General features: G+C 42.1%; 14 protein-coding genes. 8 read left to right on the forward strand and 6 right to left on the reverse strand.

Annotated elements, in window-relative coordinates; genetic code table 11:
- Nucleotides 1-2: 2 nt before the first annotated feature.
- The gene (locus KA717_33080) at nucleotides 3-3,494 is read right to left on the reverse strand and encodes an N-6 DNA methylase (protein ID UXE64849.1); all 3,492 of its coding nucleotides are present in this window, start codon (nucleotides 3,492-3,494) and stop codon (nucleotides 3-5) included.
- A 310-nt stretch (nucleotides 3,495-3,804) separates the two neighbouring features.
- Between KA717_33080 and KA717_33085 the strand changes: the two genes are divergently transcribed.
- Both KA717_33085 and KA717_33090 read left to right on the forward strand, forming a co-directional pair.
- Nucleotides 3,805-3,984, forward strand: coding sequence for an addiction module protein (locus KA717_33085; protein ID UXE60357.1), 180 nt, complete (start codon nucleotides 3,805-3,807; stop codon nucleotides 3,982-3,984).
- Nucleotides 3,985-4,320 (forward strand): type II toxin-antitoxin system RelE/ParE family toxin, encoded by a 336-nt coding sequence (locus tag KA717_33090; protein UXE60358.1) that lies wholly within the window; start codon nucleotides 3,985-3,987, stop codon nucleotides 4,318-4,320.
- 46 nt (nucleotides 4,321-4,366) lie between these two features.
- Here KA717_33090 and KA717_33095 read toward each other — a convergent pair whose 3' ends face one another.
- A complete protein-coding gene (locus KA717_33095) occupies nucleotides 4,367-4,600 on the reverse strand; it encodes a BrnA antitoxin family protein (protein ID UXE60359.1) in 234 nt (77 codons plus the stop codon).
- A 280-nt stretch (nucleotides 4,601-4,880) separates the two neighbouring features.
- On the opposite strand from KA717_33095, the gene KA717_33100 reads away from it, so the two are divergent.
- The gene (locus KA717_33100) at nucleotides 4,881-5,801 is read left to right on the forward strand and encodes an LD-carboxypeptidase (GenBank protein ID UXE60360.1); all 921 of its coding nucleotides are present in this window, start codon (nucleotides 4,881-4,883) and stop codon (nucleotides 5,799-5,801) included.
- A gap of 25 nt (nucleotides 5,802-5,826) precedes the next feature.
- On the opposite strand, the gene KA717_33105 is transcribed toward KA717_33100, so the two are convergent.
- On the reverse strand, nucleotides 5,827-6,864 hold the full coding sequence (locus tag KA717_33105; GenBank protein UXE60361.1) for a sirohydrochlorin chelatase: 1,038 nt from the start codon (nucleotides 6,862-6,864) through the stop codon (nucleotides 5,827-5,829).
- A gap of 513 nt (nucleotides 6,865-7,377) precedes the next feature.
- On the opposite strand from KA717_33105, the gene KA717_33110 reads away from it, so the two are divergent.
- The 3 genes from KA717_33110 to KA717_33120 all read left to right on the forward strand — a co-directional run bounded on the left by KA717_33110 (nucleotide 7,378) and on the right by KA717_33120 (nucleotide 10,118).
- Nucleotides 7,378-8,091 carry a pentapeptide repeat-containing protein gene (locus KA717_33110; GenBank protein ID UXE64850.1) on the forward strand — a complete coding sequence of 238 codons (714 nt, stop codon included), beginning with the start codon at nucleotides 7,378-7,380 and terminating at the stop codon, nucleotides 8,089-8,091.
- 47 nt (nucleotides 8,092-8,138) lie between these two features.
- Entirely contained in the window at nucleotides 8,139-9,245 is a 1,107-nt protein-coding gene (ribD, locus tag KA717_33115) for a bifunctional diaminohydroxyphosphoribosylaminopyrimidine deaminase/5-amino-6-(5-phosphoribosylamino)uracil reductase RibD (protein UXE60362.1), read from the forward strand.
- Between the two features lie 636 nt (nucleotides 9,246-9,881).
- Nucleotides 9,882-10,118, forward strand: a complete 237-nt coding sequence (locus KA717_33120) for a hypothetical protein (protein ID UXE60363.1) — start codon at nucleotides 9,882-9,884, stop codon at nucleotides 10,116-10,118.
- Nucleotides 10,119-10,172: 54 nt separating this feature from the next.
- Here the strand turns inward: KA717_33120 and ilvC are convergent, their stop codons facing one another.
- From ilvC to KA717_33135, 3 genes are all read right to left on the reverse strand, one after another.
- Nucleotides 10,173-11,162 carry a ketol-acid reductoisomerase gene (gene ilvC / locus KA717_33125; GenBank protein UXE60364.1) on the reverse strand — a complete coding sequence of 330 codons (990 nt, stop codon included), beginning with the start codon at nucleotides 11,160-11,162 and terminating at the stop codon, nucleotides 10,173-10,175.
- A gap of 267 nt (nucleotides 11,163-11,429) precedes the next feature.
- Nucleotides 11,430-12,356, reverse strand: coding sequence for an agmatinase (gene speB / locus KA717_33130; GenBank protein ID UXE60365.1), 927 nt, complete (start codon nucleotides 12,354-12,356; stop codon nucleotides 11,430-11,432).
- A gap of 51 nt (nucleotides 12,357-12,407) precedes the next feature.
- Nucleotides 12,408-12,626, reverse strand: a complete 219-nt coding sequence (locus KA717_33135; protein UXE60366.1) for a hypothetical protein — start codon at nucleotides 12,624-12,626, stop codon at nucleotides 12,408-12,410.
- A gap of 355 nt (nucleotides 12,627-12,981) precedes the next feature.
- Here KA717_33135 and KA717_33140 point away from each other — a divergent pair, with 355 nt between their 5' ends.
- Nucleotides 12,982-13,380: a hypothetical protein gene (locus KA717_33140; GenBank protein ID UXE60367.1), complete on the forward strand. Its 399-nt coding sequence runs from the start codon at nucleotides 12,982-12,984 to the stop codon at nucleotides 13,378-13,380.
- A gap of 71 nt (nucleotides 13,381-13,451) precedes the next feature.
- Complete coding sequence (locus KA717_33145; protein UXE60368.1) at nucleotides 13,452-14,531, forward strand: phosphotransacetylase family protein; 1,080 nt, start codon at nucleotides 13,452-13,454, stop codon at nucleotides 14,529-14,531.
- The last annotated feature ends 387 nt before the right edge of the window (nucleotides 14,532-14,918 follow it).

The following is a 14,918-nucleotide window of genomic DNA, read 5'->3' on the forward strand; positions in this document are numbered from 1 at the left end:
TTTTAAAGTTGAATATTTAAGTTTTGGAGTTGTTGATTGATCCAATCAGTAGCGGTGGTTTCATCGGTTTCAATCGCTTTTTCGACGGCTGTTTTAGCAATTTTTAGGAACTTAGATGACTTTGTTTGTAATTCTGATCCATTATTAAGTAATGATAACAATTTATTTTGAGAATCCGTAGTCAATAAAGGAACAATTAAGTTGGAGAAATTTGCAATATTAACATAAGGTTGAACATTACCTGTTTGCTGTTTAACAAGCAGTTTTTTACCAATTGCTTTGATATAAAGTGCTAAAACATAAGGATTAATAATATTCTTATTACAGGTAAGTCTGACAACATTTTGATTGATAATTGCGGGAGAATTTATTGAATAAACGGCTACGCTTCCGATTGTGCCTGTCATGGAAACAATTACATCATCTTTCTTTACACTAATTGACTTGTATTTATTAAAAACATCATTATCTATAGAATAAAGTGATTCTTCATTAATTCCAAAAGATTGATTAAATGCTTCTGTTCTAACAAACTTAGGCTTGTTTTTTATGTATTCTTTAATAACATCATCTGGAGTAGTTCCATTTTTAATATCTGAAATCAAAACGTTTCTAACAAGTGTAAACCCACCTGAATACCCTTTAATTTTAGACTCCAAATCATCATATTTAGGTTGGTAATATTCAGCATCAAGACGACCAGAGGACAAAAAAGATTCAGCAAAACTTTTGACTGCAACAGTTTCTTCTGTGGGTTGCCAATCCTTTAAGCAAAGCTCTGATAATAGCAAATCTTCAGCTTGTTGATATGCCAAATCTGAAGAATCTAAAAAATCTTGAGAACAATGGATAATATTTTTAACGATTTCTTGAAATTTTTTAGACAAAATTGGAATCATTATCTGATCCATATCATCTAAAATTAAACCCATCTGTATTGCGCCACGAGTAAAACGCTCAATCTGACTTTGGCCAAATGTTGATTTTAAAAAAGTTGCAAGATATTCTGTTTGTGGAGTTTTTGGCCTCAGAATAGCTAACTTACAATTACAGGTCGCAAGCTGATCTGTTGCAACCATAGAAACTCCGCCAATTGTACCTATAATTGATAAGAGTATGTCTCCTTTCTGAAGATGTGATCTAACCATAAATGGTTGTTCATAAGCTTCTTTATTTATGTAAATTGGGTTTGCTCTTTCAATGAAAAAAGTATGAATATCTTGACCTCTATAATATGGAATTCCTGTATCTGAAAAATTATCGCTTATTTTTAGATGATTCCCATCAGAAATATTAACAAAATTAGTAAGAGGTTGACTCTGTTTCGCATTAATTGATTTTTCTACTTCAATATGTTTTTTTGTGAAAAATTCTGAATCAATTCTTAGTGTTCTTTCTAATTGTGCGTAATTAATTTCAACTGCTTCAAACTCACCCATCAACCGCTCATACTTAACAGCATCAAACGGCATAACAGATGAGCCTAAATCAAAAAAACTTAAAGCCTCCTTTTTTGCAAACTCCATAAACGCCTCAGCAATCCCATCCTGCGTTAACCCATCGTGATTAAACAAATCATGATCCACAATGCGATGACCATGTTCATCTAACAGAAAATCCCCCGAACCATCCGATCGCTTAACATAAATCTTATCTCCTGAATTATCCTTACCCGACTTCTGCATCGTCGCAAAAAAGATATTGTAATCTTCCTTTCTCGGACACAATGGGCCAACTGTTGGAGCATCATTCCACTTTTGTAAAAATAACACCGAAGTTTTCGTTCCCGTGTGCGGCTTAAACGTATTCCCATGTAACCCCACCACCGCCAAAATTCGACAACGTTCCGCAATAAAATCTCGAATATACTTATCCGAAGAATTATTAAACCGACCTTGGGGAAGAACCACCGCCATCCGTCCCCCAGGCTTCAAAAAATCCAAATTACGCTCAATAAATAAAATATCGCGTCCGACTCCCTTATTGCCCTTTCCAACCTTGTCCCTAACCAAATCATAACTAGAAACAATCACAGACTCCTTTATATCCCCCGCAAATGGAGGATTCGCCATCATAATATCAAACAGAAAATTCTTATAATCATCTTTCTTTCCTGCTTGAAACTCTAGAAAACGCCACAAACCCGTGCTATAAATCTTTTGCCATTCTGTATCTTCTATGCGTTCCTTCCAACGCTTATAATCCAAAGTATTCAGATGCAAAACATTGGTTTCACCATCCCCTGCAATTAAATTTAGCGTTCTGGCTACCCTTACCGCCTTTTCATCAAAATCAATTGCAAAAACCTTTTCCTTTACATAATCCACACAGCGCGGCAGTTTCTCCTCCGCCGTAAACATATCACTTTGCTCTAAACCCTCATCTTCATAAATTTGTCGCCAAACATGAAACATCGAATGAACAGGAAAACCCGATGATCCCGCCGCCGTATCAATCATTGACTCATGCTCTTTTGGATTGAGCATCTTTACACACATATCAATCACATAACGTGGCGTAAAATACTGCCCCTTTTCTCCCTTACTACTTTGATTAATTAAATATTCAAATGCCTCATCTACCACATCCAAATTAGAATTAAATAACTTGTAACGCTCCAAATAACTCACACAAACCATTAAATGAGAGCCAGTTAAGGTAATCTTATCATCCGTTTTAAAAACGCCGCGCCATTTTTTCTTAGCCGCATCAAACAAATTTTGGATCTTTTCCTTTAACTCCGTTTCCGTTTGACCCGAATTATAAAACTCTAACTGTCTTTTTCCACTCTGACCCTTACGACCAGAAGACCATTCATCAAAAAGCTTCGTAAAAATTAACTTAAAAACCTCCTCAAAAACATCAACGCCCGCATTCGCTAAAACCTCATCCTCCATTTCATCAATAATTTCTTTTAAAGTTGACTGATTACCTTCTTGAGCTAACGCTTTTAAATCATCTAAGGTAAATTTTTTCTGTAAAATATCCGCTAAAGTTTGATTAGCCGCAGGAATCGCTGGAATTTTTTCAAAAAAGTTAGGGTCTTTACGTTGATAATGTTCAACCTGCTCGCCATTCGTCCAAACCCCCATCGGCGAACCAGTGGCATTGCAGTAGGATTTAAGCTGATCTTTTCCGTCTTTTAGCTTCGGCTTTTTCAGTTCAACAATGATGTAAGGCGTATCCAGACGATCCTTATCCATTACGGCAATATCAGCCCGTTTTTTCTCCTTGCCAAACGTTACCGTGTATTCCACCTGCACACGACTCACAGGATACTTTAACCGCTCCGTTAAAATCCGTAAATATAACTGACGAATAACCTCCTCTGGGGTTAACTTAATTTCTTTTTGCCGTACCAGACAAATCGTGTAGGGAACCTCACTACCTTTAACCGTTTTGAGAGCGATCGCCTCTTCTAAATGCTCTATCTCAGCCTCCGAAAACTGGGAAAGCTTATAATTAGAATCCTTGAGAATATCGGCTAACTTCATCACAAATGAGAAACTGACAGGATAAAATAACTTCTTTTACTTATAACAGCTTAAGTCACCGTTAATCATTAAACACTTACTTTTCTTAACATTCAGCTAAGACGAGACAATAACCGCGATCGCCGTCTCTTTGTTGGTTAAAATTTAAAAATGCGATCACCCCTTACAAAGATAAAAAAGCGATCGCCTTTCAGTATGACAAAAATTAGGGGCAATCTAGCGACAATGATAATAATCAGTTATCCTAAGAGAAGATACCTATTATTGAAAATTGGTTATGCATACTCTTCTTGCTGAACAAATTATGCCCTTGACTGTTGCCGAACGCTTGCAACTGATTGAAGAAATTTGGAATAGCATTAGTAATAACGATAGTGAAATTGTTCTAACTTATGCACAACAACAAGAAATAGATAGACGTTTGGAATCCTCTAGCGATGTCAAAAATCAAGGTAAATCTTGGCAAGAAATTAAACAAAAATTTATCTAAATGATGTACAGTATCAAGATTTCTGAAGAAGCTGAACTAGATTTAGAAGAAACTTTCTCCTGGTATGAAAGTCAAGTTAAAAAATTGGGTTCTGAATTTATTAGAGTCATTGATCAGAGTTTAACAACTATTCAAAAAAATCCTTTAGCTTGCCCTCTTATCTATCGCAATGTACATCGGAAATTATTACCTAGATTTCCCTATATGTTGCTATATTTTATTGATGATAATATCATTTTGTTTTTGCCTGTTTCCATGTTAAGCGTGACCCAACACAGTGGAAACGTAGGCTTTAATCTAAAGGCGATCGCCCTTCCCCTATTGTTAAAAATTTAAAAATCTGATCATCCCCAACACAAATAAAAAAGCGATCGCCCTTAGTTTAAGAAGTGGTTTGAAAATTAGCCAACTTTTCCTCAATCCAGCCCTTAATAATAACTTGTGACGGTAAATTAAGACGCTGACTCTCTTGATTAAGAGCCTCTATCATCCAAGAGGGACACTCAATCACAATTGTTTGTTCCTCAGAATTAGAACGTTTAATTTTAGTTAAATCTAAATATTCGATGATACTTTCTCCATCATCAAACTTGCGATCAAATTCTTCAGCTTTCATAGATTTTTACCTCTTCAGGTCTGGAGCGTCGGACTGAAATAATGCGGATGTTGGCTTCACGATAGGTAATCACGGCTGACCAATGCTTGCTGTTGAGTTCATTTCTGTCTAATTACCATATTACGGCATAACTAACCCACTTTTAACGGCGATCGCCCTTCCTAAACTCAATAAAAACGCGATCGCCTTTCAGTCCCTTTGTCCCGTGCCTAGAATTAAGACATCATTAGGTTGATTAAATTGATTAAAATAGTTAAAAAGAATTGATATTTTTCTGCCTATGTTGACCGATCTCAATGAACTAATGCTACCGCCTTCCTTAAAAGCAGGAGATTTGGTCATAATCGTTTCCAGTAGTGGAGCCTTAAAAGAACTTGCTGCCTTTGAAAAGGGTTTAGATATCTGGCGATCGCGGGGTTATCGAGTTGAATTTGCCCCCCATTGGCAGGATCAAGTTAGTTATTTGGCGGGAACTGATCGGGCTAGAAGAGAGGCTTTGTTAGCTGCCTGGACAAATCCAGACTGTAAAGCAATTCTCTGTACAAGAGGAGGCTATGGAAGTATGCGGCTATTGGAAGATTGGCAATGGCCATCATCGATAACGACTCCTAAATGGCTAATCGGTTTTTCGGATATTACCGGACTGCTCTGGAGTTTGGCTCAAAACGGAATCATGGGAGTTCATGGCCCCGTATTAACCACCCTGGCAGAGGAACCAGGGCGATCGCAGCAACGGCTTTTTAATTTTCTCGCAGGCGGCGATCTCGATCCGCTTCAAGGCGAGGGTTGGGGAGGCGGAAAAGTGACAGGAAACTTAATTCCAGCCAATTTAACAGTTGCCAGCCATTTATTAGGAACGCCCTTACAACTGCCCTTAGCCGGTAGTATTTTAGCCCTCGAAGATGTAACAGAGGCCCCCTATCGTATCGATCGCCTCTTAACGCAATGGCGATTATCCGGTCTTTTGCAGCAGGTTAAAGGCATCGCCCTGGGTCGGTTTAGTCGTTGTCAAGCTCCCCTCGGTAGCAACAGTTGGACAATTACAGAAGTTCTCCGCGATCGCCTGGGAGACTTAGGGATTCCAGTAGTATCCGACTTACCCTTTGGCCATGATGGTGAAAATTCCGCCTTACCTTGTGGTTGGCCCGTTGAGTTAGACGGCACGACAGGAGTTCTGCGTTTTCAACCCCGTTCTCGTTAACCTCCAGCGATAGGATTTCTACGCCTTAAGGAGCTTGCCAAATGCGTTGATGATAATCTTCTAACTTGGCATAGGGATCAACCGCAGCATGGTCGTGACCATGACCGTGATCATGATGGGAATGACTATGATGGTGATGAGCATGATGATGGCCAGGATCGTGACTATGGCCGTCGTGATGAGAGTGATCCTGTCCCTGACTTTTGAAGGCCAGACGAAACTTACAAGCTTCACAGTTCATCTGCACCTGACCCAATTGGGTTTCCACTTCCCGTTCCCGAACCAGTTCCAATAGTTGGGATTGAATGCCCATTTCTGGTAAACAGATCATTTCAATATCGGGAAATTGAGCCTGTTGTTGCTCAGTGGTGATAAAAATCTTTTTGACTAAGGCCCCTGTAAAGAGAAAATAGGGCAGTACAATAATGCGTTTGGGGTGATAAAGTCTGGCCCGACGAAAGCCCTCTTCTAAGCGAGGATGGGTAATACCGATAAAACAGGTTTCCACCGTTAGATAATCACTTCCTTCCCAGAGCATTCGCGCCATTTTATAGACATCACCGTTAGCATCGGGATCGCTCGAACCTCTACCGACAAAGAGTAAAACCGTTTCAGCACGGGAAATTTGCTGCGGGTTAGCCGTGGGACTATCTAATTCCGTCAGGCGATCGCGCCATAGATCGAGAATGGCAGGAGTAATGCCAAAGTGACGACCATAGGAAAAACGAATTTGAGGATATTTTTCTCGACTGCGATCCAGTTCATTCGTTACATCAAATTTATTATGTCTAGCTGCAAAGAGCAGAATCGGTAAGGCAGAAACATCGGTATAGCCCTTTTCTACGCAATAATCGACTCCTACTTGGATAGAAGGTTCAGTCAATTCTAAAAAACAGGGAATCACGGGACGACTGGGATCAAGTTCTTGATAGACCTGAGCAAAATCTAAAAACGTTTGGCGGCCATCTTCATCACGAGTTCCATGGCCAATCATTAATAGAGGACGCTGATAGGGGAGTGGAGAAAAGGATAGACGAGGGGAAATGGAGTTTACAATAGACATTCTTGCGTCACAAAGATTAAGCTTCAGGGACTGTTCAGAGAATACAGGCTTTATTATCGCAGTTATTTCAGAGTTGCGTCCATGTAGTATGCTCAAACTCAGCAATCTTAGAAACCTCCCCTCCTTTTTGAGCAAAAGTTTGTACTAGACCTACACCCACTTAAAGAAAGTGCAGCTAAACTGAGTACACTGGTCACAATTACTCCTTAAGGATGTTTTTTTGTAAAGATTTGTATTGTTTGTTTAAAAAAAAGCGTTTTGTTCATTCTCTTTCGTCTTTTCTGCATCTCTAGGCCGCTAGGCATGGCATTGTTCCCCACTCTGATCATTCGGTCATAATTCGGCGATCATTCGGTCATAATTCGGCGATCGCCGTTAAGCACAAGAGCAAATTAGAACGAAAAATTTAAGGATGACTCCCTAAATAGTTGAGTTCCTACCGTCAACCGCTAAAATAGAAAGCGAAAACCCTCCCATTCCTCCCCTAAACAAGTGTCTCAGTCAAACATTGTGATGGACGTTGAAGAACTTTTAAGACGATACAGTGCCGGAGAAAGAGATTTTCCCTGTATTGATTTGCGTGATCAGGATTTATTGCAGCGATCGCTAAGCGAAGTCAATTTTTCTGGGTCAGATTTTCGTCAAGCACGATTGGGAAAAAGCCATTTAGTGCGGGCTAATCTTCAGCAAACCAATTTTAGTGAAGCCCTGCTCTGGGGAACGGATTTAGAGGGAGCCGATTTAAGCGATGCCATTCTCCGAGATGTGGATTTAAGTGGAGCCAATTTAATGGGAGCCAACCTGACTAACGCCTATCTCTACAAGGCCAGTCTCAGTGGGGCTAATTTGAGTCATGCCACTCTACGGAATGCAACTTTGCTGGATGCTGACTTTCGCCCTACCGCCGAGCAACGGACTAATCTAGAACAGGCAGATTTACAAGGAGCCGATTTGAGTTATGCCAATCTCAGCGCAGCCAACCTACATCAAGCTAATTTTGACCATGCTAAACTCTGTCGAGCCAGTTTTCATGCCAGTCTTCAGGCCGCTTCTCTGTTGTCCGACTTAACAGGGGCCAGTTTTCGCGGTGCAGATTTAAGCTATGCCGATTTAACGGGAGCGATTTTGCAAAATGTTGATTTTACCGGAGCCGATTTAACCGGAACCATCTTCACCCAGGCGGATCTCACCGGCGCAATTTTGCCTGCGGGTTTTCCTGTTCAATAAGCTAATTTCTGTTAAGTAAAAAATACTAGAGCCACGCGATTTCTCTCATGGTTAAACCGGCTTCTGTTAGTGACCTTGATCGGGAAATGATGCAGTCTTGTCTGCAATTAGCCAGGCTTGCCTTAGGAAAAACGGCTCCCAATCCGATGGTGGGTTCTATTATTGTTAAAAATGGTCAGATTATCGGTAGAGGCTTTCATCCCCAGGCCGGCCAACCCCATGCGGAAGTTTTTGCGTTGAGAGAAGCGGGAGAACAGTCTCAGGGCGCAACGCTTTACGTTAATCTTGAACCCTGTAATCACTACGGGAAAACGCCACCTTGTACAGAAGCTATTATTGCGGCGGGCATTGAAAAAGTAATTGTCGGCATGGTAGATCCAAATCCTCTAGTGGCAGGCAAAGGTATTGAGCGGTTAAGGCTCGCAGGCATTCAAGTGGAAGTAGGAATTGAAGAAGCAGAATGTCAGCGTTTTAATGAGGCATTTATTCATCGCATCCAATATCAAAGACCCTGGGGAATTTTGAAATATGCCATGACCCTAGACGGTAAGATTGCAACTCGCACGGGCCATAGTACTTGGGTAACGGGAAAAGCGGCACGGAATTATGTTCATCAAACCAGGGCCATCTGTGAGGCAGTGATTGTGGGGGGCAATACGGCACGAAAAGATAATCCGCAATTAACTAGTCATGGGATCAGTGAGCAGAATCCTTTGCGGGTGGTGATGAGTCGATCCCTGGATTTACCTGAACAGGCCAATTTGTGGGATCTGAGTTTGGCCCTGACGGTGGTTTGTGTGCCTGGGGGAGCCAATCCTCAAGGCCAAGCAATGTTAAGGCAGTTAGGGGTGGAAGTGGTGGAATTAGAACCCTATGGCCCAGATACGGTGATGCAGTGGCTTTACAAAAAGGGCTGTTTAAATGTGCTGTGGGAATGTGGTGGGACTTTGGCAGCAAGGGCGATCGCGGCTCAATCTATTCAAAAAGTAATGGCCTTTATTGCCCCTAAAATTATTGGTGGCCCTAAATCTTTTTCTCCCATCGGCGAATTAGGTTTTGAGCAAATGACCCAGGCATTAGCCTTGACGGAGGTGAAAACAAACTTTCTAGGAGAAGATATTTTGATTGAAGGTTACTTAGCCCGATCAACTTAGAGAACAAAATTCGCATTGCTGATCGCTAATCCGCTCTGTAATTTCTAGAATTTTCTTGCTAAATTAGAGGCACACAGAAAACGTAGTTAACCGAAGTTAAACAGAGTCAACTGCTTTATATTCGCTCCCCGATTGACCGATGGAGGCTTACGCTTCCTTGGTTCTAGGGTCTGGGACTTGCCTTTGTCCGTTTTCGCCTCCAATAATCAACTTCCTTGTGGTATCAATTACTGGAAACTTCCGAGTCCGTTCTAGCAATATTTCCTTTGTTTTTTAAAAAACAAGGAGGCGGGGAGTTCAAAATCCTCCATTCTTGCAGGATACCGTCGGCAACATTGGTATTTGAGTGCAATACGACCCCATTATCTCTGGTAAACTGCTCCCCAGAGCGAGCCTCTTTAAGAGTCTCGAACTGAGAATCGAGTTGTGACGTATCAACACTTGTCAATTCCAACAATCGCGCAACCTACGCGATTTGAAACTTAATAACGATTGTAGCAAAAAAAGGGGGGAATTCTCTTATCGACAAGATTCTTTTTGCTCCGATTAACCCCGTTATACTTCGTTATTCCATGATCAGGTGTGTTGACCTATTGAGGTTAGGTTAAACCTCCTGACCCTTAGGAGGACAAAGTTATGCGACTGGTAAAGACTTTATTAACGATTGGCATCATTGGCGGCGTATTTTTCGTTGGCATTGGTGATCGATTTTTGCCCAAACCCCTCAGTACCTATAGCCGTAATACTCGCAATAGTATCAATCAAAAATTATTAAGTCTGATGCCGAGACCTAATCTCAAACGGCCCAGTGCCGAGCGCGAAAAACAAGTGGAAGAGTTAGAAAGAAATGCCGGACAAGAAGCCAGCCCCTAATTCATCAGTCTAACTATCCTACTTTCTGATCGCGCCCTCAGAGCCAGTCTAGGACTATTTTAGCCAACTAAACATGGCCCGTAGATCTTTGCCCACTTCCTCGATCAATTCTTCCGATTCCCGACGACGCATAGCAGTAAAGCCTGGTTTGCCAGCCTGATTTTCTAAGACAAATTCACGGGCAAATTGACCTGTTTGAATTTCTCTCAGAATTTTCCGCATTTCGGCACGGGTTTCATCGGTAACGATGCGAGGGCCACGGGTCAGATCGCCATATTCGGCTGTATTAGAAATACTGTCGCGCATTTTTGCTAAACCGCCTTCAACAATCAGATCAACAATTAGTTTCACTTCATGCAAGCATTCAAAATAGGCTAATTCGGGCTGATAACCTGCTTCTACCAGGGTATCAAAACCAGCTTTAATTAGAGCGGTTAAGCCACCACAGAGGACAACTTGTTCTCCAAAAAGGTCGGTTTCAGTTTCTTCCCGAAATGTGGTTTCTAAAACCCCGGCACGGGTTCCACCAATACCTTTGGCGTAGGCCAGGGCGCGATCGCGGGCTTGACCACTGGCATCTTGAAACACAGCGAAGAGAGCCGGAACCCCTTGACCCTGTTCATAGGTACGACGGACGAGATGGCCGGGGCCTTTGGGGGCAACCATAACCACATCAACGGTCGGAGGGGGGATAATTTGGGCAAAATTAATGTTAAAACCATGGGCAAAGAAGAGTACTTTGCCTTCGCTTAAATGGGGTTCAATTTCAGCTTGATAAATGGTTTTCTGAACTTCATCGGGTAGCAGAATCATAATCCAATCCGCCGTTTTAGCGGCTTCTGCCACAGATAGCACTTTTAAACCCGCCTCTTCTGCTTTTTTCACGGATTTACTGCCGGAGTACAGCCCCACGACAACATTAACACCACTGTCCTTCAAGTTGAGGGCATGGGCATGACCCTGCGATCCGTAGCCAATAATTGCGACGGTTTTGCCTGCCAACAGGTCTAAATTGGCATCTTGATCGTAATACATCCGAGCCATCTGTCTCCTTCCTGCAACGGTAAATTCTGCAAACGGTTATCTACAAACTCTTTATTATATCAGGGTGCGATCGCCTTTAAGGCCCTTTTGGGTTTTGTCCCAGCAATTCTAAATTTGCGCTGTAGCCAGGGTTTCAGGTTTTAGTTCGCATAATACAGGGTAAAATTCAACGGGATTAACAAGTTCATTTTACGAGTCTTCCGGTTTTTAGGTACAATAGTGCGCATAGAATTACCCCAAAACCCCCCTTTAAAATGTTCTTTAAATCTAATCTCTAAAAAGCTTGCTGTGTCTAAACCTGAGAATTGCTGAAGAATTACTGCAAAAGAAACGATAACCAATCAATTTATAGATTAACTTCGCCGTTGTAAATTCTGAGACAACGGAATCGCTAACGGGAGCTAATTCCATCACATCACAGCCAATCACCTCATGGCGTTCAAATACCCGACGCAAAAATCGGAGTGTTTCGTGCCAACCCATACCGCCTGGCTCTGGAGTACCGACCCCTGGCATAAAGCCCGGATCGAGACCATCTACGTCAATGGTAATAAAGACCTTAGCCGTTTTGATTTTGCTCAAAGCTTCCTCAATCCAATGGGGATTAACCGCCATTTCTCGCGCCCAGATCACGGTCATTTGTTTTTCCCTAATCAGATCCGCTTCTTCTTTGCAAATGGCCCGAATACCAACAGGTAAAGTGGGCAAACCCATTTCTAAAACCCGACGCATCACGCAGGCATGGTTATGTTGTGAACCTTCAAAGGAATGACGCAGATCGCCATGAGCATCGATTTGAATGACCGTAAAGGGTTCTGCTAGGCTTTGCTGATAAGCTCGCACTACTCCTGTAGTAATGGCGTGTTCTCCTCCCACCGCTACAACAAACTTGCGATCGCCAATCAAGTCTAGAACAGTGCTGGTGGTGACGGTTAGCATCGGCTCGGCGGTTAGCCCAGGATTTTGACGAGTATCAGCAATGTAGGAACAGGTGTAAATACCCACTTCATGACAGGTTTCCCGTTGTAACTCTTCATCGTAGGCTTCCAACTGATTTGAGGCAATTAATACCCCTTCTGGCCCCTGCTCACAGCCTTTTCGATAGGTCGTCGTTGCTTCGTAGGGAATGGGAAGGATCACCGCCTGGGCGATCGCGTAGGGAGTTTCGGCTTCTGAACCGAGGAATTGTTGCATGGTTAGGGAATGGGGGGACTGGGAGATAGGGGGATTGGGGAGAGGGGGGAGTTAGTCAGTGCGTTCTAGTTGCCAGAGGATTTGATTACCTTCCCGTCGCACCCTAGAAACAACCCAATTACGCCATGACCAATGATCGCCTCTACTGGTGACAGCACTCGCATTAATATCCATCAGATCAGCCAACTCTGAACTAGTAATTAAATAGCCTTTATTGGCAACTTCATCGGCTACTCGTAGCGTTTCGATCAAGTTTTTAATCTGAGTCACTCGCTCTTCACGAGATAAAAGAGATTCTTCGCTGATACTTGTCGAGGCTTCTATCATAGAGTTTAGTTAAGTAAGGGGTGACAGCTGAGAGACGCACAATCTTAGGGAACAAGCCAGTTATGAATAAAATTGGAGAGGTTAGGAATATTAAAACGATTTTCAGCCTCGTATTACAGCATAACGAGTTTTCGCGTGACTGTTTAGGCTGAACCCATAACTCTTATCAAGAATAAATGACTTTCGTTCAGTCAAATCTAGTTTATGGAGAAACCATCATCTCTAGACACCGCGAATAGAGCATAATGAAAGATTATATCGGCTCGAAAACTTGAAAACGATTGAATAGAAGATTGTCATGGCTACCCTAGATAAACTGGAACCAGCAAACAAGGCAGATGTATTAGTTTATCAGCCCTACTATCCCAGTAAGGATAAACAGAAACTTCTTCCTCTCGCCCTGAGTCTCTACAACCAAGGGAGATTGGAGGGAAAACGCCGCATTGAGTCTGGAGAAGGGATTTCCTTGGCGGCTTCCTGGTATGTCTCAAAACTGCCGTCAGAATTAACTCGCTGTCGTGTCCAATTTGAAGGTCAAGCGGAACTCAGTTATGAAATCACGATTCTGAATTCTGAATTTATTGATTATCTGATTGATCTCATCTTTATTTTCCGAGAATCTAAAGAGGTGGACTTTCCCCAGGCTTTTTATCGTAAGTTATTGCGTTTTGATGAAGCAGCTAACGCTCCAGCGTAAATTTTTCTCGAATTTTTCTAGCCTCATTGTGTTTCGATGGTTAATTATTGCAATTTTTAAGGAGTATTTTCGTGGCCAATTCTGCCCAATGTTTGTTAATCGGTTCCATCGAAGCCTATAGTGGCAAATCTGGTACTATTTTAGGTTTAGCGCAACAACTACAGCGGGAAGGATTAGCGATCGCCTATGGTAAGCCCATTGGGAACTGTTCTGGTGATCAAGATAACCCTCAAGAGGATGCAGATATTGCCTTTGTCGCTGAAGTTCTCGGTTTAAGTGCAAATCAGATCTTGATGCCGCTTTTGACCCTCAATACCCATACCATTGAAGCGTGTTTGCGAGGAGAAGGGGCAGTTAACTACCGCGAAAAGTTTCAATCTTCTCTTCAAGATATCCAAGCAGATATTGTCATTTTGGAAGGGCCCGGCAATCTTTGGGAAGGCAGTTTATTTAATCTTTCCTTTTTAGAATTGGCTAAAACCATTAAGGCAGGGATTTTACTCGTTGCTCGTTATCATTCCCCTTTGGTGGTGGATGGCTTTCTCAAGGCCCATCAAGAATTGGGAGAGTCTCTTTGGGGAGTGGTAATTAATGATATTCCGCCTGAGTCCATGACAGAGGTTCAGACCCTGGTTAAGCCTTTTTTAGAAAAACAGCATATTTCTGTGTTGGGTTTATTGCCCCAGGATCGCTTATTACGCAGTGTCAGTGTTCGTGAAATTGCTCATCAGTTAAACGCGAAGGTTTTGTGTCGTCCTGATCGTTTAGATTTGATGGTAGAAAGTCTGACGATTGGCGCGATGAATGTTAACTCTGCCCTAGAATATTTTCGTAAAGGGGAAAATCAGGCTGTTATCACCGGCGGCGATCGCACCGATCTCCAATTAGCAGCTTTGGAAACCTCAACCAATTGTCTGATTTTGACGGGTCATGTTACTCCCCAACCTTTAATTATCAGCCGGGCAGAAGATCTAGAAGTGCCTATTTTGTCGGTGAATTTGGATACCCTGAGAACAGTCGAAATTGTTGATAATGCCTTTGGCACAGTTCGTTTGCAAGAATCGATCAAAGTAGAATGTATTCAAAAACTTATGGCTGACAATTTTGATCTAGCTACTTTCCAAAAAAAGCTCAATCACGTTAAGGCTTAAATCCTACGAATTACCGCTAAATTTCGACGGTGAAAATAGAACCCTGGGGCTGATTAGGTGAAAGAGTCAAAGTCCCTCCCTGGGCTTCTACCGCCATTTTACAGAAGGCTAGACCTAAGCCAATTTGAGTCGTATTTTGTTGGATGGTTCCGATCTCAAACTTTTGGAAAATTTTCCCACCTGTAAATAATTAATTGATGATGGTTCTTCGGTATTCGTTATGCCAAATATGAGGTTATCTACTCCAGAACCCATGCCAAGAAACAGGGCGAACGCATCAAAATTCTAGACCCTTTATTTGACAAGTCTTTAAGCCCACATTCCGTACATAAAAGAAGAACAAAGAAAATAAGAAAAGCACCTATGACAAAAGATAATACTGACAAG

It is taken from the genome of Woronichinia naegeliana WA131, assembly GCA_025370055.1.
Taxonomy (GTDB): Bacteria; Cyanobacteriota; Cyanobacteriia; order Cyanobacteriales; family Microcystaceae; genus Woronichinia; species Woronichinia naegeliana.